We start from the raw sequence: 22,722 nt of genomic DNA, 5'->3' as shown, positions 1-22,722 counted from the left end.
TTGAATTAGCTGGTTCACTACCCTGGTGTTCAGGGGGCGAAAGCAAAGATATTAGAGTGCAAATTCTAGGATTTTATCCCAGACAAACTGAGGCAGATTAAAGAACACACACTCTCTATAGCTACCTTGTGAATCAGTAACTAACAGCAGGCTCGCTTAGATTCTCTAAATCCATGCTTTTTAAACAACTGCTGAATGTTTAATTTACAGTAGTGCCAAAGAGCTAGTGAGCTACTTTTCTACTAGAGTTGTTCGCCTTTGGCGTTAGTGTAGGTTAGGTTAAGCCAAATTTGCAGACGTTCACAACGCGCAAAGCGCGGCTTAAAGTAGGGTAGCATCTGGCGTTTGGAAAATAGAAATAGTTTCTTTTTCTTAACGACATCAGTACGTTACTCTCAAATGAAGCTTTCTGAGTTAAAAACTCACTCATGATTCAGAACTTTTAACGAAGAACTCTCTTTATTGAGGGTATTGCATCACAAATCAACCACGGACGGTTGATTTAATTGCTTAAACATGCAGCCGTTCTAGAATAATCCGCCGTAAAAATGCTCTTAAGAGCGCCAATAGCTATTTAATTTAGAAGCTCAGGTTTGCGATTTTTATTATCAGTAGCGCCTTTTGAGGGTTGCAGGGGCAACAAAGGTATAACAAACCTCCAGACCTATTGGTGCTGCCAATTTTGAGGAAATTGAATGCCAAAACAAATTATCATCGCGGAGCAGCACCAAATTGCTGCTGTCTTTTCTGAAGATCAAATACAAGAACTAGTTGTTGCTACGGGTCATCACCAAATAGGTGATATCTACTTAGGAGTAGTAGAAAACGTATTGCCTGGGATAGATGCGGCTTTTGTAAATATTGGCGACCCAGAGCGCAACGGTTTTATTCACGTCACCGACTTAGGGCCATTAAAGCTAAAGCGTACCGCAGCAGCAATTACAGAACTACTAGCACCACAGCAGAAAGTTTTGGTGCAAGTAATGAAAGAGCCAACGGGGACAAAAGGCCCCCGGCTTACGGGTAATATCACCTTACCCGGACGCTACGTAGTACTGATGCCTTATGGTAGAGGCGTAAATTTATCCCGACGGATTAAAAGTGAAAGTGAGCGCAACCGCTTGCGAGCACTAGCAATTTTGGTCAAACCGGCGGGAATGGGTTTGCTTGTGCGTACAGAAGCAGAAGGCAAACCCGAAGAAGCGATTATGGAAGATTTGGAATTGCTGCAAAAGCAATGGGAAGCCATTCAACAGGAAGCCCATTCCACCCGTGCACCAGCCCTACTCAACCGAGACGATGACTTCATTCAGCGCGTATTGCGGGATATGTACGGCGCGGATGTAAATCGAATTGTCGTAGATTCCAGTACTGGTTTGAAGCGCGTGAAACAGTACTTGCAGAACTGGAGCGGCGGTCAAACACCGCAGGGATTGTTAATTGACCATCACCGCGATCGCTCCCCCATTTTAGAGTACTTCCGCATCACTGCCGCTATTAGAGAAGCCCTCAAACCGAGAGTAGACCTACCTTCTGGAGGCTACATCATCATTGAGCCGACAGAGGCATTAACTGTAATTGATGTTAACTCAGGTTCCTTCACGCGATCGGCAACAGCTAGAGAAACAGTTTTGTGGACAAACTGCGAAGCTGCAACAGAAATTGCTCGCCAGTTGCGTCTGCGGAATATTGCTGGGGTGATCGTTGTTGATTTTATTGATATGGAATCACGACGCGATCAACTACAAGTTCTCGAACACTTTAATAAAGCACTCAAAGCAGACAAAGCTCGTCCGCAGATTGCCCAATTAACCGAACTGGGTTTAGTAGAATTGACTCGCAAACGCCAAGGTCAAAACATTTACGAATTGTTTGGTGATACTTGCCCCACCTGTGGCGGTTTAGGACATACTGTGCGTCTGCCTGGAGAAATCGAAAACCGATTACCAATACCAGCAGAAACACCAGAGCGTGAACGTGAGCGTTTTGTATCCCTGCCTCACCGAGAACCACGTCAGCCATCTGCCCGCATCCCAGAACCACGAGAAACCTATGATGGATTTGGGGAAGCATTTGAGGGCGACTCAGAATCGGGTAACCTAAATCTGATCAATCATCCTAGTTATCAAGACCTTAATGATAATAAGCGTCGTACCCGCACTCGCCGCAGTCGAATTCCCATCAATGGGTTAAACGGGAAAGATGAAACTCGGGTTATAGCCAATCCACTAGCTTTTGTCAACGAGCCAGACTTAGACCTTGATATTGAACCAGAACTAGGAGTTGCACCAGAGATTCCCTCACCCACCCTTAGTAAACCAGGTTGGAGTGAAAGAGTAGAGCGCACTGTAATAGATCGGACTATAGATCGGACTAAAATTACCAAGGCAGAGCCAGTTAAACCAGTGGTAGAACCACCGGAGATTAGAACTGTAGAAATGAGCCTCCAGGAACAGGATATTTTTGCTTTGATGGGAATATCTCCCTTGGTTAAGTTAGAGCAAGAGGTTAAAAATACCAAGTCTGTGATTATTAATGTAATTCAACCTGGTCAACAGCCAACGACTCCAACTCAATCAATCTCAGAATCAACTATTGTCCAAAAAGCAACACCTGAAATAATCCCAAGCAAGCTACCAATACCAAAAGTTATTGAGCCAGAACCAAAACCTTTGATAGAAGAGATAACTGAACCATCTGAGTTGACTGCTAGCCCAACGGATAGCTTGTCTGCGAAAGCTTCCGCTAACGAAGATGAAAGTGATGCCAACAGCGCCGCCATTGCCAGCCGTCGCCGCCGCCGTCGTTCCTCAGCGATCGAGGATAATTAATTTACTTTATGGTAGAAACGTCGCCAACGCCCTTGGAACAATCCAATTGGCTGGAGTTTTCTACCTTGTCAGGGATTCCAGGGTTGGTTGCAGGTGTTGATGAAGTAGGGCGAGGCGCTCTATTTGGCCCTGTGGTGGCAGCAGCAGTGATCCTACCAGATCATGCTCTGCCAATACTGATGGCAGCTAAAATCAAAGACAGTAAAAAGTTATCTAGTTCTCGGAGAACTCAGCTAGCGCAGCAGATTTGTGCGCTGGCTATAGACTGGAAAATTGGGTTTGCTTCTACTGCCGAAATTGACAAGATAAATATTTTGCAAGCAACGCTGTTAGCAATGAAGCGGGCTGTACTGAAGTTAAAGGTACAGCCTGCACTCTGCCTGGTTGATGGTAATCAGTCAATCAAAGACTTGCTATTGCCGCAACAAACAATAATTAAGGGGGACGAGCGATCGCTCGCTATTGCCTCTGCTAGTATTGTCGCTAAGGTTTGGCGTGACGAACTGGTAGTACGTCTAGCATTAAAATACCCTATGTACAGCCTGGAGTGTAACAAGGGTTATGGTAGCCAGCAGCACTTGCTGGCTCTGCAACAATACGGACCCTCGCCCCTACATCGTCAGTCTTTTCGTCCTTGCCAAATCAAAATAATTCGTAATTCGTAATAGAGCCTCCGGCACGCTGCGCGAACGTAATTCGTAATTAAAAACAGTTATATAAGGAGATTTAGACCACCTCTGAAAATTTAGCCAACTATAAGGGTAGCTTCCGCATCCCCAAGAAAGGGAAATTCAACCCGAAAATTCCGAATTCCGAATTAGTTAAATAATTACTCAGCATTCAGGATTGGCAATTCAGTACTGTTACCGCTAAGTCCTCTATCTTTGGTTTGTGATATCACCCAGTAGCGATAATCCGCCAAAAGTTGATTTAATAACCGTTGCTTGACCGATAACAGTACGCTTTTGAGCAAAGCATTGCCAGTAGCTTCTAAAATTGGCTTAGGAGTGAAGGAAAATGGCGGTGGCAAATCCACCAGCACTTCTAAATCAGCCCTTCCTTGTAGGCGAGTACCTGTGCTTAACTCTTTAGGAGACAAATACCCTTTTAAATTGAGAGCAAAGCGCTGGTTAATATACTCGAAGCCCAGGATTTCACAGCCTAGCGATCGCAAATTAATTATTCCATTTGATTCTGCCCAAACTCTCATGTCTACAGTAGGTTGAATACTCAATGACATAAAAGTTAACGGACGCATTTTCAAACGAAATACTTCTTCAGAAAGCTGGTCAATTCTACTATTGTCAGCCAAAGCCTTAACTAGACGTTGAGGCTGGCGCAAGTAGTGCTGAATGGGAATAGGCTGCTCTGGAACAGGGATTTCAACCGATTGGGAGGCAGTAAACCGGGTAGCCATGAGCGGATAAAAATATCTGTTTCTTAATTTTAATATTTTTTAATAAATTAAATCTAATTATTAAAAAATTACAAAATTTATTGACCATAAAAATGATTGTTGCTTATCAGCTATACATCACTAGCAAAAAGTTGGTACGCTTATTACTATCTTTAGTTCAATAAATATAGATTAGGGGTGCGCTCAACTACTATGTAAGATGCTATTTTTTGGCTTGCGACCTATCACATACCAAGTTGTAACATCATCCCACACGCCCTGCTCTGTTTGTCGCGCCTCTAACTCTGCTTCAAATTCGGCTTTGGCTTGTTCTAACTGCGCTTCAGAAAGTCTTGATAAGGGTTTTTCAGGTTGTCCAGGCGTTGGAAAAGAATTGCCGCCCCAAGCTGCTTTTGCTTTGTCTAAGCTCAGGTAGCTACCGTGCTGCTCAGTTTTAATTTCAACCGCTTCAAAACACGCACTTAAGAACAGTTTCCGACACTCTTCAAATGTTCCAAGGCGATTACTCGGTTCTAGCATTACTCCGTACCTCGTAAGTATCTCCCGAAACACCACATAGCCGACATAGGCTGTTTCAGCAGGAGTATGAACGCCAATCAGTCCATCTGGTTTAAGAAACTGATGCCAGAGGCGTAATGTCACTGCTTTGTTTTCTAGCCAAGGGAATGTGTTGGCACACAAAATTCGGTCAAAACTGTTGGCAGGAAAATTGAGTAATTCAGCGTCTGCCAGTTGAAACTCAACGTTGCCTAAATCTAAAGCTTCAGCTTTGTCCCTTGCTTGTTCCAGCATCCCAGCAGAAATATCTACACCAATGACTCGACCGGAATTTCCAACAATTCGAGATGCTTCGAGTACAAGATGCCCTGTCCCAGTTCCAATGTCTAAAATCTGATGACCAGAACTGACTTGTGAATATTCAAGTAAACGACGACAAATTTGCAAATGCCAATTGGTATCGTCGTAGGTCTGACTTCTTTGGTTGTATAAATCAGCGATTTTCTGCTTGTAATTGTTTAAGCTAAGTTGCTCAACCATTGGCAAGTCCCCTTTAACTGCGACTCAGTTTAACACTAACTCAGGCTCTATCGCATTACCGATTAATTCTTAACCCTTAATACGCCTACTTACCCCAGAACTTGTTGCTTCCCTGACTGGTTATGACTACATTTTGAATGCCCTATCTATCGTAAACATTTTTTGAATTGGTATTAAAATTTAATTCTTGACACAAAATCAAGAATATGAATTGTTATTTGGTCAGAAACTAATATAATTGCTCTTAAATATTCAGAGGAATTTAGCAAAAAAAGTGCCAGGAAATCTATCTGCTAGAAGACTGATTTCCATAACTTATTTTCCTGGATACATATTTCGGCCTATTCGTTTAGTAAGAGTAGATGTTAGATACATTTGCCAAAACCAAAATATCATAATCTCTGTTTACGTATTCAACTTGTAACTCAAGGCTAAAGGTATGACTTTATTGATCGCACATTTAGGGCCTCCCGGCACTTATACAGAACAAGCAACTGTTTTTTATGTCAACTGGCTAACTAAAAGTACGGGAGTTGAAGCTAGCCTATGTCCTTATCCCACCATCTCCCAGTCACTGCACGCCGTTGCTGATGGCCAAGCCAACTTGGCTGTTGTGCCTGTGGAAAATTCTATTGAAGGGAGTGTGGCTATGACACTAGATACCCTGTGGCAGTTGAACACTTTGCAAATTCAACTAGCCTTAGTATTACCTATTGTCCATACGTTAATTTCTTGCGCGTCTAGCTTAGATAAAATTAAAACTGTTTACTCTCACCCGCAAGCTTTGGCACAATGTCAGGGATGGTTAGAGCAGTTTCTCCCGACTGTACAGATTATTCCCAGCAATTCTACAACCGAAGCACTACAGCGATTAGAGCAAGAGACAACAACGGCAGCGATCGCATCTAGTAGAGCAGCGCAACTCTACAACCTGCCCATACTTGCTAGTGGTATCAACGACTATCCAGAAAACTGTACTCGTTTTTGGGTAGTAAGTCAGGGTGAAGTTGACGCTGGATATCAGGTATCAAAAGTGCCTACCAGTCACACGTCACTGGCTTTTAGTATGCCTGCCAATACACCCGGAGCATTGCTCAAACCTTTGCAAATATTTGCTCAACTAGGAATTAACCTCAGCCGGATTGAATCTCGTCCGACGAAGCGATCGCTAGGCGAATACTTGTTTTTCATGGATTTAGAAGCGGATGCCAAGGAAGCACAAATGCAATCTGCTTTAGCAGAATTAACTATCCACACAGAAATTTTAAAAATACTTGGCGCTTACAATGTTTTGCCAATCAGCGCTGTTACTTGAAAAGTGAGGAGTTATTAATTAGTTAGGAGTTATTAATTAGTTAGGAGTTAGGAGTTAGGAGTTAGGAGTTAAGAATTATCAGTTAGGAGTTAGGAATTATCAGTTAGGATTTAGGAGTTATCAGTTATCAGTTATCAGTTAGGATTTAGGAGTTATCAGTTATCACGTAGGGAATATAAATTATAAGTTGCCAATATTTTATTTTTTGTTATTTATTCCTCACTCCTGACTCCTCACTCTTAACTCCTTCACTCCTCACTCCTCACTCCTCACTCCTCACTCCTCACTCCTCACTCCTAACTCCTAACTAATTAATAACTCCTAACTAATTAATAACTCCTCACTTTTCATTAAACGTGTCTTTAAGAACAGCGCGAGCCGCCAAGTGATTCCGAGTAGAGGTTAAAATTTCTGCTTCCCGCTCAAGACGAGTTGCAGTATCTTGCATTTCTAGCAATAACTGCTGCTCTGCGGCGACACCATAAAGATTACTTGCTACCCAATAAGATAACTCTGTTGGTAGGTCAGGCAAATCTTCTGGCAGTTCAATATTTTGTTCCGTTAATTTGGCTGATAGACGCACAACATCTCGCAGTAGTTGTTCTACATCAGTTGATAAAGGTCGCAAATCTTTAGCCGGTGGTTGGTCTTCAATCCACTCAACTAAGCCAACCATATATGGCTTTTCCCGAACATACTCTAATACCCTAAATCTTTGCTGCCCTAAAGTCAACATCTTGATTCGATCATCTGGCAGCCGTTGGTGATGAACGATTTCCGCACAGCAACCAGTGTTTGCAATTGTACCTTTAACAGGATCGACCATCAAAACACCGAACCTGCGATCGCTCTCCAAAATCGTGTTCATCATGATTCGGTAGCGAAATTCAAAGATGTGCAGAGGCAATGGTCTGGTAGGAAACAGAACTACTTCGGGTAACGGGAACAGAGGTAGTTCACGAACTGCAATTTTAGAAGATGATGTCATTGTTATCTTGGTATAAACTTAATCTTTAAAATTTCTTTTTCTCTGATTTTCCCGTACTTTATCTACATTCTATCATTTGTTTCCTACCTAAATAAAAGCCCTGAGATATATTTCTTCAGGGCTATGTAAAAACTTATACTAATTTTATTGGTCATTTATTCTTTGCTAATGACTAATACTTCGGCACCGCTCAGTAAAAGTGACCAATAACTAATGACTAAATTAAAGTTTGACTTCGATATCTACACCCGATGGTAGATCCAATTTCATCAGGGCATCAATAGTCTTAGAAGAGGGCTGGTAAATATCAATAATCCGGCGATGAGTACGGGTTTCAAAGTGTTCCCGTGAATCTTTATCTACGTGAGGCGATCGCAGCACACAATAGATCCGGCGTTTTGTTGGTAAAGGAATTGGGCCTACAGCTGTAGCATTGGTGCGGTTAGCTGTATCTACAATCTTCTCGCAAGATGTGTCTAATAAGCGTCGGTCAAAAGCTTGTAAGCGAATTCTAATTTTCTGCTGCTGTAGAGTTGCCATCTTTAATTTTCCAGGTTCTGCGTAATTAGGGAAGTATTTACAGGTTAAAGGTTACAGGGTAAAGGTTACAGAAAACTATTACCTGTTCCCTGTAACCTATTACCTTATTTATAGAGGGAAGAGAAAGGAGCAGAGAGGCACAATAAAGACCATCTCTGCTCCTTTGTTATGAGCCAAAAGGTGCTACTTGATAATTTTGGAGACGACACCAGCACCGATGGTGCGGCCACCTTCGCGGATAGCGAAGCGCATACCTTGTTCAATAGCGATCGCGTTGATCAATTCTACTGTCATCTTGATGCGATCGCCTGGCATCACCATTTCTACTTCTTTGCCTTCATCGGAGGTGTAGGCTTTGATGGTACCAGTTACATCGGTTGTCCGCACGTAGAACTGGGGACGGTAGCCAGCGAAAAATGGAGTCTTACGACCACCTTCTTTTTCTGTTAAGACATACACCTCACCTTCAAATTCATTGTGAGGTTTAATTGAACCAGGTTTGGCGATGACCATACCCCGTTCAATATCAGCCTTTTGGATACCCCGGAGTAGTACGCCAGCGTTATCCCCAGCCATACCTTGGTCGAGACTCTTCTTGAACATCTCAATACCAGTTACGGTAGTGGCGCGAGTATCTCTGATACCCACTAGTTCAACGTTATCGCCAACTTTGACTATACCCCGCTCAATCCGACCGGTGGCGACAGTACCACGACCTGTAATTGAGAACACGTCTTCTACAGCCATCAGGAAGGGTTTATCAACATCCCGCTCAGGAGTGGGGATGTAAGAATCTACAGCATCCATCAATTCGTAGATTTTATCTACCCACGGATTTTCACCGCGTTTGGTCTTGGGATTCTTAGTCATGACTTCCAGAGCTTGCAAACCCGATCCTTTGACAATGGGGATATCATCGCCAGGAAAATCGTAGCTGGAAAGCAATTCTCTAAGTTCTAGTTCTACTAGTTCCAAGAGTTCTGGGTCATCCATCAAATCTTCTTTGTTCAAGAAGACAACCAGACTGGGAACGCCTACCTGTTTTGCCAACAGGATGTGTTCGCGGGTTTGGGGCATAGGACCATCGGTAGCAGCAACTACGAGGATACCTCCGTCCATCTGGGCAGCACCGGTGATCATGTTCTTCACATAGTCAGCGTGTCCTGGACAGTCTACGTGAGCATAGTGCCGACTTGCAGTTTCATACTCTACGTGAGCGGTATTGATGGTAATACCCCGTGCCTTTTCTTCTGGGGCATTATCAATTTGGTCGTAGCCCTTAGCTACAGCCTGACCCATAGCTGCCAAGGTCATGGTGATGGCTGCTGTCAAGGTAGTTTTACCGTGGTCAACGTGGCCAACTGTACCGATATTAATGTGGGGTTTATTCCTTTCAAACTTTGCGCGTGCCATGAATGCTCATTTCCTTATTTTAACTAAGCGTTCCCTTTGCTTTTTGCAATGATAGTTTCAGCTACGCTGCGAGGCACCTCTTCGTAGTGGCTGAACTCCATCGTGAAGGTACCCCGACCTTGCGTTTTTGACCGGATATCAGTGGCGTAGCCAAACATGCTCGCTAGTGGAACTTTGGATGTTACCTTAGCGAGTCCCTTTTCGGTGCTTTGGCTTTCAATCTGCCCTCGGCGGGTGTTGAGGTCGCCAATGACGTTCCCCATATAGTCTTCAGGAACTTCAACTTCAACTTTCATCATAGGCTCTAAGATGACAGGTGAAGCTTTCAGCACAGCCTCTTTCATCGCCATTGAGCCAGCGATTTTGAAAGCCATTTCTGAAGAGTCTACATCGTGGTATGACCCATCAATTAGCGTCGCTTTAACGTCAATCAATGGATATCCAGCTAGAACACCAGATTCGCAGCTTTCTTTCATCCCTTGTTCTGCAGGGCCAACGTACTCTTTAGGTACTGTACCGCCAGCAATTTTGGAAACGAATTCAAAGCCACTACCGGGTTCTCCAGGCTCCAAATTGATCACAACGTGGCCGTATTGACCTTTACCACCACTTTGGCGAATGAATTTGCCCTCAACTTTGTTCACAGCTTTCCGAATTGTTTCTCGGTAAGCTACTTGTGGAGCACCTACATTCGCTTCCACCTTGAATTCTCGTAACATCCGGTCTACTAGAATTTCTAGGTGTAGCTCTCCCATTCCCGCGATCACGGTCTGGTTTGTTTCCGGATCGACGCGGACTCGGAAGGTGGGGTCTTCTTCTGAGAGAGATTGCAGAGCTTTGGACAGTTTGTCCATGTCGTTCTTGGTTTTGGGTTCAACCGCTACCGAGATCACAGGCTCAGGAATGAATAGGGATTCCAGAATTACTGGCGATCCTTCATCACAGAGCGTGTCACCTGTCAAGGTGTCTTTCAATCCAAGAGCTGCTCCTAAATCACCCGCCCGCAGTTCATCGACATCTTGGCGATCGTCTGCCTTCATCAGAACTAAGCGGGAAATTCGTTCTTTTTTATTCTTACTAGCGTTGAGAACGTAGCTGCCCTTTTTCAGGACACCAGAATAAACACGAACAAATGTCAGGCGACCGTAAGGGTCAGCCATAATCTTGAATGCCAGAGCCGCTAGGGGTTCGTTGTCATCAGCCCGCCGCTCAATAGCATCGCCATTGGGTAGTAAGCCTTGAATTGGCGGTACTTCACTTGGCGCTGGCAGGTAATCTACAACGGCATCCAGCATCAACTGCACGCCTTTGTTTTTGAATGCTGAACCGCAAAGTACTGGTACAATCGTCCCTGCAATTGTGCCTTTTCGTATGGCAGTTCTTACTTCCTGTTCTGTAAGTTCTTCGCCGTCGAAGTACTTAGCCATCAAAGCATCATCGGTTTCGGCTGCGGCTTCTATGAGCTTGGTGCGGAATTCGTCTACCTGCGCTTGCAATGCTTCCGGGATATCAGTTTCCTGGATATCGGTTCCTTGGTCATTTGCGTAAATATACGCACGTTGCCCAACTAGGTCAACAATACCTTGGAAGTCATTTTCACTACCAATTGGTAGTTGAATGGCGATCGCATTTGCCCGCAGGCGATCGCGGATTTGCTCGTGAACTTTATAAAAGTTCGCTCCGGTGCGATCCATCTTGTTGATAAAGGCTATTCGAGGTACTTTGTAGCGTTCTGCTTGCCGCCACACTGTTTCAGACTGCGGTTGCACGCCGCCCACAGAACAAAATACTGCGATTACACCATCTAACACGCGCATGGAACGCTCAACTTCAATTGTGAAGTCTACGTGACCCGGAGTATCGATAATGTTAATTTGATGATCTTTCCAGCTGGTACTGATAGCAGCAGCAGTAATGGTAATTCCCCGCTCCCGCTCCTGCTCCATCCAGTCTGTGACGGCAGTTCCTTCATGAACTTCGCCAATTTTATGAATTATCCCAGAGTAAAATAATATTCTCTCTGTTGTTGTTGTTTTGCCCGCATCTATATGCGCCGCAATACCAATGTTGCGTACTTTCTCTAGCGGGATCGTGCGTGCCACAGCTACCTCCTATAGTTTTTGCCTCATGATATCTTGTATATTACTCTTTGTTAAGATTCTATACTTTTAGGGAAAACCGTCTTCTATTTGTAAATCTACGATACAGCGCTTCTGGAGAGCGATATATCGCTTTTCTACTTAGTAACGATAGTGTGCGAATGCTTTGTTAGCTTCCGCCATCCGGTGCGTTTCTTCGCGTTTCCGAATTGCATTGCCAGTTTCGTTGGCAGCATCCATTAATTCATTTGCCAGTTTGCTTGCCATTGTCCGGCCTGGTCTGGAGCGGGAATATTGTACTAACCAACGCAGCGCTAGGGTAGTACCCCGTTCTGTACGCACTTCCATTGGTACTTGGTAGGTTGCTCCACCAACGCGCCGAGCCTTTACTTCTACTAAAGGCGTGGCATTTCGCACTGCTCTTTCAAAGGTTTCTAAGGCACCAGCACCAGTGCGTTCTTCAATAGTTTTTAATGCCTCATAAACAATCCGGGCGGCAAGTGATTTCTTGCCATGACGCATGATCCGCCTGATAATCATGCTCACAAGGCGACTGTTATATACAGAGTCAGACGGAACTGGGCGCCTTTGAATAACACCACGACGAGACATACTTCACCTTTAATTCGGAATTGGCAACGAAATTATATGCTATCAGACACCGGAAACTAAAAGCTGTGGAACCCAACCCTCAGACTTTTTCAATTTTGTTTTCGACTGTTGCAAGCAAGGCTGACTTCTTGACCGCCAATTTTGGATTAGAGTTTTTGCTAGATGTTCCGACCACAAGGATTGGAAAAAATCAAAAGTCTGTAAGCCTCATCCCCTTGTGGGTTCGACCAATCCAAAATTGCAAATCTAAAATCTAAAATTCATTTACTTGCTAGCTGCAACTAAATACTCAAGGCGACAACATTCTAAACTTTAATGTTCAGATTAGAGTTCTGCTGTGGGTTACAGCGTTCTTTTCTGAACTTCTACACTTGCTCGCTTAGTGTAGATGTAGCTTGCTTGATTTTTTTAAACAGACTTGAGCAGCTTTCATAACTGCTCTTAGAACACAGACCCTGATACTTTTTTATCCTTGAGCGCTTCTGGGGTAGACGATTAACCGTGTTGGGTGCGATTAATCGCCTAATCCTATTTTTTCGCTGCTTTAGGACGTTTGGTTCCATACTTGGAACGACCTTGTTTGCGGTCTTTGACTCCGGCTGTATCTAGGGTGCCACGGATAATGTGGTATCTCACGCCTGGTAGATCCTTAACCCGACCGCCACGAATCATCACAACTGAGTGTTCTTGTAAGTTGTGACCAATACCTGGAATATAAGCTGTGACTTCAAATCCAGAGGTAAGTCTGACTCTCGCTACTTTACGTAAAGCTGAGTTCGGCTTTTTTGGTGTGGTCGTGTATACTCTGGTACAAACTCCCCGACGTTGGGGGCATTGTTTCAGAGCCGGGGACTTGGTTTTCTGACGCGCTTGTTCGCGCTCGTTACGTATTAGCTGCTGTATTGTTGGCATGAGTTACAGCGCGTAAAGCTGCTTATATGTCTAAGTTTTAACAAATCCTAATTATATCGTTTTTTATGGGTTTATGTCAATTGTAATTTTTCCTTAATTACTGGGTCATTTTTCCTTTGTTATTGGCAAACGATCGCTAATTTTTGGACTATTGACTAGTTGTCAAGAATGAATTACCACAGCCACAGGTGGCGATCGCCTGGGGGTTGTGAAACCGAAAACCACCACCCATTAAGTCTTCTGAATAATCCACCCTCAACCCGTTAACGTAATTTAAGCTTGTGGCATCTATAACTACTTGAATCTCGTCTAAGTTGAAAACCTGGTCGCCAACTTTTATTGCTTCATCGAAGGACATATCATAAAATAACCCGGAACAACCACCTGGTTTTACTGCCAATCGAAACAAGACATTTGGCTGCTGCTTGGACTTTATTCGCCCAATCTCACTGGCGGCTGCTTGACTCAGATTAATCATGGAACTCGTTTTTTGCAATTGAAGACCCCATCTTCATTTTACAGACAGATGGATTAATCCTAGCTTCTTAAAAATTCCAAATCATCGAAGCTATGAGTGCGATCGCTATTACTACATTTATAGCACAACATGCTTAAGTCCCCACCTTAACTAGGTAGGGACTTCTGGGGTGCAGTGGTTCCCAAAGCTGGTTTGCACAAAAATGTATTGAGTTTTTAGATTAGAGCTTTAATCCTTAGTACGGGCATAGTCATCTTGGTAGCGAATAATATCATCTTCTCCCAAGTATTCGCCATTTTGGACTTCAATTAACACCAAAGGGATCACGCCAGGATTCTCTAAACGATGAGATGTACATTGGGGTACATAGGTTGACTCATTATTGCTCAGTAGTACTTCTCTCTCGCCACAAGTTACCCTAGCTGTACCAGAGACGACAATCCAATGTTCACTGCGGTGGTGGTGCATTTGTAGACTGAGGCGGTGTCCGGGCTTAACTTCGATGCGCTTGATTTTGTATCCGCGCCCTTCTTCCAAAACTGTAAAAGCACCCCAAGGACGTAACTCGGTTGCAGCAACGCCTTTGGATGTGATAGTTGAAGGTAGATGTAGAGTTTCAGTCTGTGTAGTTTCTTGATATCGAGCCATAGTTACCTCATTTGGAGACATAACAAACCGTTGGTACTCTTACTATTGATTAAAAATCTGGCGCTATGTTGCAACGTTGGAAATCAGCAATTTCGTCGCACCTTGATAAAGATAGCAAAATCAAACGTGACGGTGTAAATCATCACTACTAAAACTCTTGCATCTACACCAAGTCTTCATCAAGCAAAATTACAGCTTGTTCTAAACTTTAAGAAAGATTGGGCATTAAGAGTGGTGAGTTAGGAGTTAGGAGTTAGGAGTTAGGAGTTAGGAGTTAGGAGTTAGGAGTTAGGAGTTAGGAGTTAGGAGTTAGGAGTTAGGAGTTAGGGGTTAGGAGTTAGGAGTTAGGAGTTAGGAGTTAGGAGTTTTTACTCATCCCCCTCATCTCCCTCATCCCCCACTGCCCACTGCCTCATTATCGTGGTTTCAAGAAAATACCAATTCCATTATGAACACGAGCAGCTGTAGTAGGTGAGCGATTGAGTAGTTGTCCTCCTAAGTAAAGGCTGGTAGAACTACCTCCGTCCAAATTTAGGGCATCCACACAGCCCATCTGTTGCAGCAATTGGGCATGTTCTGCCAAATTAGGGCCATAGCCGCCTGCACGATTATGTATGGCAGTAATCATCAATGTGCCTGTTGCTGTTGTGCAAATACCGCTACGAATAGCCTTTTCGGCAATAAAGGCATTGCTGAATTGTTCGCTTTTGGCATCGAGGACAATTTGACGATTTTGGACTAATAAAGGACCTGCTCCGATAATCTGGGGATAACGACTAAAATCTGTGGGAACAGTGGCGCTAGAAATAGTTACTGCGGTTCCAATCGGTAGCTGTGAGGCAGCACTAGCAGCGTTGGCGCGTAAGGTTAGTAGGTAGCCATCCTGGGGAATGGGAACGGCCGTCTCACCAACTTTGCCGCCTGGTAACTGTTGAGTAATTTGGTCTTTCTGTACCACTAGAATAATTTCGTTATCTGTCAAGGGCGTATAAGTTGATCCCCAAGCTGGGGTGTAACGAGCAATGCCACTCTGGATGTAGCCACTGTTAAGATACAGAATTGGTAGGCGCTGGTTATTTGCTGTGATTAAAGTTTCTTCTAAGGTGAGACGACCGAAGTAAAATTGACCAGAATCATTCCAAGCGATCGCACCTCTATTAAGAATGGGGCTTGATAACCACTGACCATCCCGACGAATTGCACCCAAGGGGAATCTGTTATTGCGGTTAAAATAACCACCGTTAATTCCAGCTACTGCTAAGTAACGTTGTGCTGTTTGAATTAAGGGAGCAGTACCCGCAAGCCCATCAGGACTAGCCCACATAGGTTTCAACGTTAGCCCAAATTTACGGGGATTAACTTCTAACCAGACCACCGGGAAGCGTTCTGTGCCTAAGTTGATATAATGCTGTCGCCAGCGCAATCCAGGGGCCCAACTAATATCTCTTTCTTCTAGGGGATCGGGTCGAATATCAATAATCAGGCGATTGGGGTTATCTACAGTACTAACTTGAGGCGATAGACCGAAGGGAACGCTCAGACTAATTATGGTTTGGTTTTTCACCACCTCTACTTGTTCAATTAGTGGTTCAGGGGCTGGGGCTGCTGGTATTGGTTGTGTTGGTGTAACTGGTAATAATTGTTTGAGCAAGTTTGGCAGCAATGTTGGTGCTGCTGGTGCTGCTGGTGGCTGGGGGGTATAGCGTTCTATCAAAAGGGGATCGGCTATTCCATCCAGAGTAATTGTCCACTCTCGATTCGCCGGTGTAGTGGGTTTTGGGGTTGGTGTGTCTGGGTCAGAAGATGGAGTTTCAATTTTTTTAATAGCTGATCCTTGTGCAACTTGCCAGGGTGTTGGACGATCTAAATCAACAAGAATGCGAGCCTGTTGCAAAGGAGTTACACTCGCATCTGTAGGTTGCTGGCTCTGAACAATATTTGTAATTTGTGCTTTTGGGGTAGCAATCACCAAAATGTTGCCATTGGTTCGGATTTCCCATCCAGATGTTTGAGCAAAATTGCTAATATCCAAATAGCGATATGCGCCTAGTAGCTTGGTGGATAAAACCTCTGGCTTTATCACCGATGAAAACCACTGTATTGGTTGCCTTGCTGAGTTACTACTGTTTAAGAAATTTACTCCAATTAACTGCCTAAATGCCCCATCACTCAGATGAGTTGTAATCCGACCAGCTTTTCCAGGTCGCTGGAACCATGTTGCTGGTAAAGTACGACCATTGAGGGAAATTTGATTACCAGAGGATACTACGCCTGTTAAAGCAAGTGCTGGTGACTGGGAGATCAGCCTGGGTATTGATTGGGCGTTGGTAGTATAGGTAGTAGTTAAGCATAGTGTTATTAAAAATATTGGTGAGACAGTAGCCCAGAAAAATCTGCGATCGCCTTTGACCTTGGCTTTGCGATCGCTATTCCCTGATTGGCAATAATTCGGCATTTTTACCATTATTTACGAGGTTTTTTCAAAACTATCAGCCAAGGTATAAACTAACTAATTATTTGGAAATATAAAAAAAACATGAGTTAATTTTTTTAAAAAATGCTATTCTATATATTGGCTAGCTGTCTCTTCTAAACGCCAATCAATTTATTCAGACGCTAAAGCCACTGCAATCAAGTGTTTTAACTAGCACTAATTCTAACGACACTATACACGGTAGTTTTGATAATCAAAACTAGATTAAGATATTTAATCCTGACTGAACGTTGCTAATTCAGTAAGGTCTAGTTAATAGTAATACATGTGCCAACTGATAAGCGGCAAAACTCTAGACAACAACGATATTTGGGAATTGTCAAATGGGTATATATTGTAATACGCTGATTTTATTGCTGATCGGGATAACTAAATAATTCGTAATTCGTAATTAAAAGGGTACAGCAGCCCACACTAAATTAAAAATTTAGTGGTTAACAACACAATGGAGGGTACAACCCCCCACTGATTGCAACTACGAATTAAGGTAGCGTAACTTAAAGCCTTCTCTTGTTCCTTGGCGTTAGCCTCTCCCAAAGGGAGAAGGGGAGAGGCTACGCCAAGGCTTAGAGCGAGTAGTTGATCGTCACGATCAATTATGAATTATTTTGACTTTGGCTTTAGAAGATAGTACAGCTTTCAGTTTTAGTTTTGTTTCAGGTGAGCCGAAATAGGCTCTATGAGTAGCTAGCGTGCATCTGGAAAAAGGGAATTGAGAAAATACTTAGCTTCAAAATATAAAAAAGAAACTGTCAGGGCAAAAATGATGTCTTGGCGGAGGTAAGTTGTCTAACACCACATAAATACATAAAAAATACGCAAGCATTTTAACACGGGTGAACTAACAAGGTAAAACCGAAGTTAAAATTTTTTTTCCCTAAATTTCGGTGCTTGTATATTTTTCCATCGCTGAATTTAGAAATTTTTTCCCATAACGTAGTGGCAAAATTGGTAACTCAATACTTCAGGAACAGGGTATGAATAATAAACCGATGAATCAAGACCAACAAATCACAGCGAATATCAACTCAAGAGATACCTATCAGGGGCAAAAGTGGTTAGTAGAAGAACGAGATGCCTGTGGTGTAGGTTTTATTGCTCATCGCCAAAATCATACCAGTCACGAAATTGTCGAAAAAGCCTTAGCTGCTTTAACCTGCTTAGAACACCGGGGAGGTTGTAGCGCCGATCAAGATTCTGGTGATGGGGCTGGAGTATTGACCGCTATCCCTTGGGAGTTGTTTCAACAAGATTTTGCCGAAAGTGGAAAGGAATTTCCATCCATCAATAATATAGCTGTTGGGATGATATTTCTACCACAAGACCAGGAAGCAGCACAAAAAGCTAGGGTTGCAGTTGAGCAAGTAGCGGAGGAAGAAAAATTTATTTTACTTGGTTGGCGAGTTGTGCCAGTGCAACCTGATTTACTTGGGGTACAAGCAAGAGAAAATCAACCCCAGATTGAACAAGTTTTGTTAGCTTCTGTTGACAAAAGCGGCGATGAATTAGAACGGCAATTGTATATTACCCGCCGCCGAATTAGTAAAGTTGCAACCAACATCTCAGAAGAATTTTATATCTGCTCGTTGTCAAGCCGCACAATTGTCTATAAAGGCATGGTGCGTTCTGCCGTATTGGGCAGCTTTTATGACGATTTAAAGAATCCAGCTTACAAAAGCGCCTTTGCTGTTTATCATCGCCGCTTTAGTACCAATACAATGCCCAAGTGGCCTTTAGCTCAACCAATGCGGCTTTTGGGTCACAATGGCGAAATCAATACTTTGTTGGGTAACATCAACTGGATGATGGCACGAGAAGCTATCCTGAATCATCCTGTATGGGATGATCGCATCAAGGAACTCAGGCCATTAGTTCATATTGATAACAGCGACTCAGCTACTTTAGACAACGTTTTGGAATTGCTGGTGTCTTCTGGACGCAGCCCCTTGGAAGCTTTAATGATTATGGTTCCAGAGGCTTACCAAAATCAGCCTTCTTTAGGTGAATATCCAGAAATTGTTGATTTCTACGAATATTACAGTGGACTGCAAGAAGCATGGGACGGACCAGCGCTTTTAGTGTTCAGTGATGGCAAAAAAGTTGGTGCAACACTAGATCGTAATGGCTTAAGACCAGCCCGCTACTTGATCACTAAGGATGACTACATTGTTGTAGCTTCCGAAGCTGGTGTAGTGGACTTTCCAGAAGCCGATATAGTCGAGAAAGGTAGACTCGGCCCAGGACAAATGATTGCCGTGGATTTAGTCAACCATGAAGTTCTGAAGAATTGGGAAATTAAGCAGCGCATTGCCAAGCAGCACCCTTATGGGGAATGGCTGCAACAGTACCGTCAAGAATTAAAGTCATTGGTGATTAGTAATCCGTCATCAGCAAATGGCAATGGCAAAGGACAAATGACAAATGACCAAGGACAAGTGACAATTGACAAGCAAACCTTACTTCAGCATCAAACTGCCTTTGGCTACACCACAGAAGATGTAGAAATGGTGATTCATCCAATGGCGATCGCAGGTTCAGAGCCGACTTTCTGCATGGGGGATGATATTCCTTTAGCAGTGTTGTCAACAAAACCCCACCTGCTGTATGACTATTTTAAACAGCGTTTTGCTCAGGTGACGAACCCAGCGATCGATCCCCTACGGGAAAAGCTAGTGATGTCTCTGAAAGTCGAACTGGGTGAACGGGGTAACTTATTAGAACCCAAGGCAGAATATGCTCGGAGATTGAAGCTGGAATCGCCAGTGTTAACGGATGGTGAATTAGAGGCAATTAAGCTGTCAGGATTTGCCACAGCTGAGTTATCAACCTTATTTGCGATCGCCAGTGGTCCTGAAGGATTAAAAGCCGCAGTCCAATCTTTACAAGCACAAGCCGCTGAATCAGTCCGCGCAGGTGCAAAGATTTTAATCTTAAGCGACCAGATCCCCCCAACCCACGCCAGTTGCTTCAAGTCGGCAGAGCCGCCCAACGCACTGGCTCCCCTTAATAAGGGGGGCAATGAAGGGATCGGTACAGAAAATACATACATTCCTCCCCTGTTAGCAGTGGGTGCTGTACATCATCACCTGATTCGGGAAGGGTTGCGAATGAAAACATCCCTAATTGTCAATACTGCCCAATGCTGGAGTACTCATCACTTTGCTTGTCTGATTGGCTACGGGGCTGGTGCAGTTTGCCCGTATATGGCTTTGGATACGGTGCGTGATTGGTGGTCTGATCCCAAAACTCAAAAGTTAATGGGTGTGCAAAAAATTGCAACCCTCACCCTAGAACAAGCTTTAGGAAACTATCGCAAAGCAGTAGAGTCAGGTTTGCTAAAAATTCTCTCCAAAATGGGAATTTCTCTGCTATCCAGCTATCAAGCAGCCCAAATCTTTGAAGCTATTGGCATTGGGGGAGATTTAATTGACCTGGGATTCCGTGGTACGACTTCCCGGATCGGTGGTTTGAGTGTTAGCGAACTCGCTGATGAAGTGCTTTCTTTCCACAGTAAAGCTTTCCCAGAACTGACGGCCAATAAGTTACAAAACCTGGGCTTTGTGCAATACCGTCCTGGTGGCGAGTACCACATGAATAGCCCAGAAATGGTCAAGGCGCTGCATAAGGCTCTAGATGGCAAAAACTACGACCACTACGAAGTCTACAAAAAGCACCTCCAAGGTAGACCAGTAACAGCTTTGCGTGACTTGTTGGACTTTCAAGGCGATCGCCCCTCTGTTCCTCTAGAAGAAGTAGAGTCAGTAACTGAAATTGTCAAGCGCTTCTGCACCGGCGGCATGTCTTTAGGCGCTTTGTCAAGAGAAGCTCATGAAACTTTAGCGATCGCCATGAACCGGATTGGCGGGAAATCTAACTCTGGAGAAGGCGGCGAAGATCCAGTGCGCTATACAGTTCTAGATGATGTAAACGATGGTCATTCGCCAACCCTACCTCATTTAAAAGGATTGCGGAATGGTGATAAAGCCTATAGTGCCATCAAGCAAGTTGCATCGGGACGCTTTGGTGTCACACCAGAGTACCTAGTCAACGCCAAACAAATTGAAATCAAAATTGCCCAAGGTGCTAAACCTGGGGAAGGTGGACAGCTACCAGGCCCCAAGGTGAGCCAATACATTGCGATGTTAAGGCGATCAAAGCCAGGTGTAACGCTGATTTCACCACCACCGCACCACGATATCTATTCCATTGAAGACTTAGCGCAACTGATTTTTGACCTGCACCAAATTAATCCCAAAGCAAAGGTGTCGGTGAAACTAGTTGCAGAAGTTGGCATTGGGACGATCGCAGCTGGTGTAGCTAAGGCAAACGCTGATATCATCCAGATTTCTGGCCATGATGGTGGTACAGGTGCATCACCACTAAGTTCGATTAAACACGCGGGTTCCCCGTGGGAATTGGGTTTAAGTGAAGTGCATCGCGTCTTGATGGAAAATAGCCTGCGCGATCGCGTGATTTTGCGCGTAGATGGCGGTCTGAAAAGTGGCTGGGATGTGGTAATAGGTGCATTGATGGGCGGTGAAGAATTTGGTTTCGGCTCCATCGCCATGATTGCTGAAGGCTGTATTATGGCGCGAGTTTGCCACATGAACACCTGCCCTGTAGGTGTTGCTACTCAAAAAGAAGAACTCCGTAAGCGGTTTACGGGAATGCCAGAACAGGTTGTCAACTTCTTCTACTTCATCGCCGAAGAAGTGCGTAGTTTATTAGCACGACTTGGTTACCGTTCTTTGTCAGAAATTATTGGACGTGCAGATTTGTTGAAACTGCGCCCAGAGGCAAAACTTACCAAAACGCGATCGCTGAATCTAGACTGTTTACTGAAGCTACCAGATACCAGAGACAATCGTAGTTGGTTAGTGCATGAAGAAGTCCACAGCAACGGTGTGGTTTTGGATGACTTGATGCTTGCCGATCCCGACATTCAGACTGCCATTAGGGATCAGTCCACTGTTACCAAAACTTACCCTATTGTTAATACTGACAGAACAGTAGGTACAAGATTAGCGGGTGCGATCGCTTCTCAATACGGTGATAGCGACTTTGAAGGACAAATTAATCTCAACTTTACAGGTAGTGTTGGGCAAAGCTTTGGTGCGTTCAACCTCCCTGGTATAATTCTCAACCTGGCAGGAGAAGCAAACGACTACGTAGGAAAAGGGATGCATGGTGGTGAAATCATCATCAAACCTCCAAGTGATGCTACCTATAACGCATCACAAAACGTGATAGTTGGCAATACGTGCCTCTATGGTGCTACTGGTGGCGTGTTATTTGCTAACGGACTAGCCGGAGAGCGCTTTGCTGTAAGAAACTCCAAAGGCATAGCAGTGATTGAAGGCGCTGGGGATCACTGTTGTGAATATATGACTGGTGGTGTAATTGTCGTCCTCGGCAAAGTAGGACGTAACGTAGCAGCCGGAATGACTGGTGGACTGGCGTACTTCTTGGATGAAAACGACTCATTTCGTGAGTTAGTCAACCCAGAAATTGTCAAAATCCAACGGGTGATTACAGAAGCAGGTGCAAAACAACTGCAAGAGTTAATCAAAACTCATGCGGAACGCACTGGTTCACCAAAGGCGAATAAAATTCTGCAAAACTGGCAAGAATTTTTGCCGAAATTCTGGCAGTTAGTACCACCTTCTGAAGCTGATAGTCCCGAAGCTGATCCGCAAAATAAAACAACTGAGTTCAGTTTAGTCAGCAGTCATTAAGTAAGTAGGTCAAATTAAATATAAAAACCTCACCCTCTATCCAGCTTCCCTCTCCAAAATATCGGAGAGGGATTGAGGGTGAGGTTTAATCTTATATTTAATTACGTCTAAGTAGGTCGGCGAGAAAAAACCAAACTATGTAACGAAAAGTAAAATCTCTGTATTTGGCTCGTAGTTGCGCTTTAGCGCTAAAGCGCAACTA

Annotated in this window: 15 protein-coding genes; 4 read left to right on the top strand and 11 right to left on the bottom strand. The window is 44.0% G+C overall.

Translation table 11 applies throughout. The features are described 5' to 3' along the window. Positions 1-695: 695 nt before the first annotated feature. Together V7K73_RS22980 and V7K73_RS22975 are read left to right on the top strand one after the other, a co-directional pair. On the top strand, positions 696-2,831 hold the full coding sequence (locus tag V7K73_RS22980) for an Rne/Rng family ribonuclease (RefSeq protein ID WP_334883365.1): 2,136 nt from the start codon (positions 696-698) through the stop codon (positions 2,829-2,831). 8 nt (positions 2,832-2,839) lie between these two features. After that, positions 2,840-3,496, top strand: coding sequence for a ribonuclease HII (locus tag V7K73_RS22975; RefSeq protein ID WP_334883363.1), 657 nt, complete (start codon positions 2,840-2,842; stop codon positions 3,494-3,496). A gap of 164 nt (positions 3,497-3,660) precedes the next feature. Here the strand turns inward: V7K73_RS22975 and V7K73_RS22970 are convergent, their stop codons facing one another. Together V7K73_RS22970 and V7K73_RS22965 are read right to left on the bottom strand one after the other, a co-directional pair. Continuing rightward, positions 3,661-4,248, bottom strand: a complete 588-nt coding sequence (locus tag V7K73_RS22970) for a DUF1997 domain-containing protein (RefSeq protein ID WP_334883361.1) — start codon at positions 4,246-4,248, stop codon at positions 3,661-3,663. 183 nt (positions 4,249-4,431) lie between these two features. Continuing rightward, a complete protein-coding gene (locus V7K73_RS22965) occupies positions 4,432-5,286 on the bottom strand; it encodes a class I SAM-dependent methyltransferase (protein ID WP_334883359.1) in 855 nt (284 codons plus the stop codon). Between the two features lie 439 nt (positions 5,287-5,725). On the opposite strand from V7K73_RS22965, the gene pheA reads away from it, so the two are divergent. Continuing rightward, positions 5,726-6,601 carry a prephenate dehydratase gene (gene pheA, locus V7K73_RS22960; RefSeq protein ID WP_334883357.1) on the top strand — a complete coding sequence of 292 codons (876 nt, stop codon included), beginning with the start codon at positions 5,726-5,728 and terminating at the stop codon, positions 6,599-6,601. A 340-nt stretch (positions 6,602-6,941) separates the two neighbouring features. On the opposite strand, the gene V7K73_RS22955 is transcribed toward pheA, so the two are convergent. From V7K73_RS22955 to V7K73_RS22915, 9 genes are all read right to left on the bottom strand, one after another. Continuing rightward, a complete protein-coding gene (locus V7K73_RS22955) occupies positions 6,942-7,589 on the bottom strand; it encodes an LON peptidase substrate-binding domain-containing protein (protein ID WP_334883355.1) in 648 nt (215 codons plus the stop codon). Positions 7,590-7,811: 222 nt separating this feature from the next. Further along, complete coding sequence (rpsJ, locus tag V7K73_RS22950) at positions 7,812-8,129, bottom strand: 30S ribosomal protein S10 (protein ID WP_017320518.1); 318 nt, start codon at positions 8,127-8,129, stop codon at positions 7,812-7,814. 183 nt (positions 8,130-8,312) lie between these two features. Further along, positions 8,313-9,542, bottom strand: coding sequence for an elongation factor Tu (gene tuf / locus V7K73_RS22945; protein WP_334883353.1), 1,230 nt, complete (start codon positions 9,540-9,542; stop codon positions 8,313-8,315). 23 nt (positions 9,543-9,565) lie between these two features. Beyond that, entirely contained in the window at positions 9,566-11,644 is a 2,079-nt protein-coding gene (gene fusA, locus V7K73_RS22940; protein WP_334883351.1) for an elongation factor G, read from the bottom strand. 138 nt (positions 11,645-11,782) lie between these two features. Then, entirely contained in the window at positions 11,783-12,253 is a 471-nt protein-coding gene (gene rpsG, locus V7K73_RS22935) for a 30S ribosomal protein S7 (protein ID WP_190914111.1), read from the bottom strand. Positions 12,254-12,781: 528 nt separating this feature from the next. Continuing rightward, on the bottom strand, positions 12,782-13,165 hold the full coding sequence (gene rpsL / locus V7K73_RS22930) for a 30S ribosomal protein S12 (protein WP_045868172.1): 384 nt from the start codon (positions 13,163-13,165) through the stop codon (positions 12,782-12,784). 148 nt (positions 13,166-13,313) lie between these two features. After that, positions 13,314-13,643: a HesB/IscA family protein gene (locus V7K73_RS22925; RefSeq protein ID WP_334883347.1), complete on the bottom strand. Its 330-nt coding sequence runs from the start codon at positions 13,641-13,643 to the stop codon at positions 13,314-13,316. 228 nt (positions 13,644-13,871) lie between these two features. After that, positions 13,872-14,291, bottom strand: coding sequence for a cupin domain-containing protein (locus tag V7K73_RS22920; protein ID WP_334883345.1), 420 nt, complete (start codon positions 14,289-14,291; stop codon positions 13,872-13,874). Positions 14,292-14,706: 415 nt separating this feature from the next. Further along, the gene (locus V7K73_RS22915; protein WP_334883344.1) at positions 14,707-16,746 is read right to left on the bottom strand and encodes a phosphodiester glycosidase family protein; all 2,040 of its coding nucleotides are present in this window, start codon (positions 16,744-16,746) and stop codon (positions 14,707-14,709) included. A gap of 1,016 nt (positions 16,747-17,762) precedes the next feature. Here V7K73_RS22915 and gltB point away from each other — a divergent pair. After that, positions 17,763-22,520, top strand: a complete 4,758-nt coding sequence (gene gltB / locus V7K73_RS22910) for a glutamate synthase large subunit (protein ID WP_334883342.1) — start codon at positions 17,763-17,765, stop codon at positions 22,518-22,520. Positions 22,521-22,722 lie beyond the last annotated feature (202 nt).

The sequence above is a fragment of the Nostoc sp. genome (assembly GCF_036916975.1).
In the GTDB taxonomy this organism is placed as follows: domain Bacteria; phylum Cyanobacteriota; class Cyanobacteriia; order Cyanobacteriales; family Nostocaceae; genus Nostoc.
The sequence above is the reverse complement of the archived record's forward strand: the minus strand, read 5'-3'. Positions and strand labels throughout refer to the sequence as shown.

Excerpts from the sequence above, each read along its gene's own strand:
- V7K73_RS22915 (WP_334883344.1), bottom strand. The coding sequence starts at position 16,746 with ATGCCGAATTATTGCCAATCAGGGAATAGCGATCGCAAAGCCAAGGTC.
- rpsG (WP_190914111.1), bottom strand. The coding sequence starts at position 12,253 with ATGTCTCGTCGTGGTGTTATTCAAAGGCGCCCAGTTCCGTCTGACTCT.
- pheA (WP_334883357.1), top strand. The coding sequence starts at position 5,726 with ATGACTTTATTGATCGCACATTTAGGGCCTCCCGGCACTTATACAGAA.
- V7K73_RS22975 (WP_334883363.1), top strand. The coding sequence starts at position 2,840 with ATGGTAGAAACGTCGCCAACGCCCTTGGAACAATCCAATTGGCTGGAG.
- V7K73_RS22970 (WP_334883361.1), bottom strand. The coding sequence starts at position 4,248 with ATGGCTACCCGGTTTACTGCCTCCCAATCGGTTGAAATCCCTGTTCCA.
- V7K73_RS22965 (WP_334883359.1), bottom strand. The coding sequence starts at position 5,286 with ATGGTTGAGCAACTTAGCTTAAACAATTACAAGCAGAAAATCGCTGAT.
- tuf (WP_334883353.1), bottom strand. The coding sequence starts at position 9,542 with ATGGCACGCGCAAAGTTTGAAAGGAATAAACCCCACATTAATATCGGT.
- V7K73_RS22920 (WP_334883345.1), bottom strand. The coding sequence starts at position 14,291 with ATGGCTCGATATCAAGAAACTACACAGACTGAAACTCTACATCTACCT.
- V7K73_RS22925 (WP_334883347.1), bottom strand. The coding sequence starts at position 13,643 with ATGATTAATCTGAGTCAAGCAGCCGCCAGTGAGATTGGGCGAATAAAG.
- V7K73_RS22980 (WP_334883365.1), top strand. The coding sequence starts at position 696 with ATGCCAAAACAAATTATCATCGCGGAGCAGCACCAAATTGCTGCTGTC.
- rpsL (WP_045868172.1), bottom strand. The coding sequence starts at position 13,165 with ATGCCAACAATACAGCAGCTAATACGTAACGAGCGCGAACAAGCGCGT.
- rpsJ (WP_017320518.1), bottom strand. The coding sequence starts at position 8,129 with ATGGCAACTCTACAGCAGCAGAAAATTAGAATTCGCTTACAAGCTTTT.
- gltB (WP_334883342.1), top strand. The coding sequence starts at position 17,763 with ATGAATAATAAACCGATGAATCAAGACCAACAAATCACAGCGAATATC.
- V7K73_RS22955 (WP_334883355.1), bottom strand. The coding sequence starts at position 7,589 with ATGACATCATCTTCTAAAATTGCAGTTCGTGAACTACCTCTGTTCCCG.